General features: G+C 44.9%; 3 protein-coding genes. 2 read left to right on the forward strand and 1 reads right to left on the reverse strand.

Features of this window, described 5'->3' with window-relative positions; translation table 11 throughout:
* Positions 1-229: 229 nt before the first annotated feature.
* Positions 230-2,155 (reverse strand): caspase family protein, encoded by a 1,926-nt coding sequence (locus F6K53_RS36100; protein WP_293084227.1) that lies wholly within the window; start codon positions 2,153-2,155, stop codon positions 230-232.
* A gap of 285 nt (positions 2,156-2,440) precedes the next feature.
* Here F6K53_RS36100 and F6K53_RS36105 point away from each other — a divergent pair, with 285 nt between their 5' ends.
* Both F6K53_RS36105 and rpmF read left to right on the forward strand, forming a co-directional pair.
* Complete coding sequence (locus F6K53_RS36105) at positions 2,441-3,040, forward strand: hypothetical protein (RefSeq protein WP_293084230.1); 600 nt, start codon at positions 2,441-2,443, stop codon at positions 3,038-3,040.
* Between the two features lie 44 nt (positions 3,041-3,084).
* Positions 3,085-3,207 (forward strand): 50S ribosomal protein L32 (gene rpmF / locus F6K53_RS36110; RefSeq protein ID WP_293084232.1); only part of this gene is annotated, 123 nt, incomplete at its 3' end.

Below are 3,207 nucleotides of genomic sequence, written 5' to 3' on the forward strand. Positions count from 1 at the left end.
CTAGCAACCTGTAACTAGCAACCTGTAACCTGTAACCTGTAACCTGTAACCTGTAACCTGTAACCTGTAACCTGTAACCTGTAACCTGTAACCTTCAACCTTCAACCTTCAACCTTCAACCTTCAACCTTCAACCTGTAACCTTCAACCTGTAACCTTCAACCTGTAACCTTCAACCTGTAACCTTCAACCTGTAACCTTCAACCTGTAACCTTCAACCCAAATGACTATCAAGGTCTACCTTGCTGCCATCTAGCGATCGCTTCTTGGGCAGCCTCATAGTAAGGGGTATCTTTTGGGACTAATTTTGCTGTGTTAATTGCGGAGAGAAACTTGCCTCGCGAGGCACGGGACTTAGCAATACCATAAATCTTATCGCTAGCTTGAGCAATTAACGCTTGTGCTGTGGCATACTTCGGTTGACCCGGTGGAATCTTACGCAGGGTTGCGATCGCACGATTATAACTAGACGCTTGATTACGTTGGACTTGTTTGATGGCTGTTTGGATAGTCTGTTGATTCTGAGACTTCTGTTGGGCGAGAATCTGCCACTGTTTAATGGCATCGTTAGCCAAAGCATAAACAGAAGGGTTATCTTCAGGAACTAGCTGGGCAGCTGCGATCGCTCCTTCAAAATCACTTTTTTTTGCCCGTTTCGTGGCTAGAGCCAAAATTGACTGACTCCAACGAGTGATATATTTTTGTGTCTGCTCATAAAGAGGATCCCCAGGTTTTACCTGACGGGCAATTGCGATCGCATCGCTATACACAGATGCCTGTTTCGGTTCAACTAATTGTCTTGCCTGGTCCAAAGCTGCTTGATTCGCCTTGATCAGACTCGGTTCCAGGGATTTCTGTGGTTTAGTTTCCAGGGGTTTACTCTTAGAATTTGGCAAGGGAGCTGGAGTTGCCTGGGATTTTGACGCTGTAGGCAATGTTACTGGGGAATTCCTGACCTGATTAGTCTCTGGTACTGTGGTAGTTAATCTGGTAGTCTCTGTGTTTTTGATAACCTGCTGAGTAATCAAGCCTTCCTGGTTACGGACAACAGTTAAGCTCACTAGTCCTAACAACAAAGCTATACCACTACCCCAAAACAACCATTCTCGCCATGAGGATAACTCTTCTGTATCAGTTTGAGGCTGACTGTCTGAATAAGAAACTAAAGCTACTGAGTCAGATAAGGTTTGGTTTGAGCTGTCAGTGTTAGTGGGTGAATAACTATTCGGGTTTTGCGTTACCACCGATAAAGGTTTTTTTGTAAATTCACTCTCAAGGTGCGCGCCTCCAAGGCCGGGGAACCCCGCCTTGGGTGGCACCTCAAGATTATTGCCATCTTCCGAAAAAACGACCTTAGTAGCTTTTGAGTCAGTGATCGGGTCAGCCCATTGATTTTCTGGTGGTGAGCTTGCCCCTTCAGGCCAAATGTGTTGTTGTCGATACTCCTGTAAAGGAATCACCGTAAGAGGAATCTGAACTGGTCGCCAATGGTGTTGGCTCAACTCCGGTAGGCGCTCTGTGAGATACTCGTCAAGATTCTCAAGGGTAATGTCAGTATGATAGTAACGCAGTGCTTCTAGAAGTGCTGAGGTGAATAAGCCATTCCCTAGAGCCGAAGCTTCGTGAGAAAACTGGTTGAGTTGACTTGAAAGTATCAGGGAAATACCCATTTGGTAGGCTAATTCCACTGTTTCAGCACCAACCGGTTCACCAGATGGCATTCCCGGTGATCGGTTTATGTCTAACAATACCAGGATTTTATTGCTCCCCATAGTCTTGAGAGAGGAAAACAGGCATTCTATTGGTATACCTGTTCCTGGAATGTCATCTGGGTTGCCATCAATCGGCATGAGGTAGTCAACGTTATCCCAACTGACCCCGCAGCCACTGAACAAGAACCAACGCCAACTTTCTCGGGAAGCTGGACTCTGGCGAATCCTGTCGAGACATCTTAAAATATTTTCTCGGTTGGGGTAGGTTAAAACATCATCAATCGGTGGTGAAGTATCAGTTAATAAAAGAAACTCACTGGGTTGCAGATGAGCTTGGTCTACAAAAAAACCTTGTAGTCTTTGAGCATCTGCTTGACCATAGTTTAGAGGTTGTAAGAACTGATAGTGGTTGATGCCAATTGCTATACCAGCGTAATTTGCCATTTACCCCATACCCTAGCGCCTGAAACTCGTAAATTTTATACCTAATTTTAGGTATGCCTAAATTTATTACTATTGCTTTAGTTTCCCCTTACAGGCAAATTCTAATTTAACCCTGTTTAGCTTAACCTAACGGCTTAACTTTATTAATTAATTAATTATAACACTATCGAACCTAGTCCACCTCTAAAGGCTCTCGAAGTAGTTTCAGTCAATCTAGTGGATGTAAAGATTTTCCTTCATGATAAGAATTGACCTTTTTTCAGCCTAATCAAAGGATACAATACTATGTTGTCCAAAGTAATCCGGCTATTGGTGTTACCAGGCTTAGTAGGGGTTAGTTGCTTGACCACAGTTGCCATTGTTCCCCAAAGCGCCGAAGCCAAGACAGCCCGTATTAATGTTACCCTGAATCGTGAGCCTGATGAAACTTACCAAGGCTTTATGCGCCGTGCTGAAGTAGTTGCTAGAGCAGCAGCTCAACGCAGCTTCGATAGTGATATTTTGACTACAAAGGTAGCGATTACTATTCTAGGGCAAAATCAAGGAGAAATTGCCCCAGTCTTGTTGTTAGAAGTCAGCCGTCCATCCTGGCAAAGACGACCGGATGCCAAGTATTGGGCAACTTATTTTCCCAATACCCAGTTCCTACTGCGAGTTGAGGAACCTGATTTTTCCCCTCAAAGTCAACCACAGTCACTGGAACCAGCTTCCCCAAGTCCTCAGGAACCACCAGCCAACAACCAGGCTCCTGAGCCGCCAGCCAACAACCAGGCTCCTGAGCCACCACCAGCCAACAACCAGGCTCCTGAGCCGCCAGCCAACAACCAGGCTCCTGAGTCATCATCACCTGACAACGAGATAGAAGACCGAGATACAAGACAATAAAATAAGATAGAAAAGCTGTCTAACAAATTAAATAATTTATACTTATGGCTGTTCCTAAGAAGAAAACCTCAAAATCCAAACGGGATAAACGTAAAGCTAACTGGAAGCGCAAAGCGCATCTGGAAGCACAAAAAGCCCTCTCTCTCGGTAAAGCAGTCCTGAGTGGG

This window comes from Moorena sp. SIO4A1 (assembly GCF_010672065.1).
Classification (GTDB): domain Bacteria; phylum Cyanobacteriota; class Cyanobacteriia; order Cyanobacteriales; family Coleofasciculaceae; genus Moorena.

Coding starts and splice junctions, on each gene's coding strand:
- F6K53_RS36100 (WP_293084227.1), bottom strand. CDS start 2,155: ATGGCAAATTACGCTGGTATAGCAATTGGCATCAACCACTATCAGTTC.
- F6K53_RS36105 (WP_293084230.1), top strand. CDS start 2,441: ATGTTGTCCAAAGTAATCCGGCTATTGGTGTTACCAGGCTTAGTAGGG.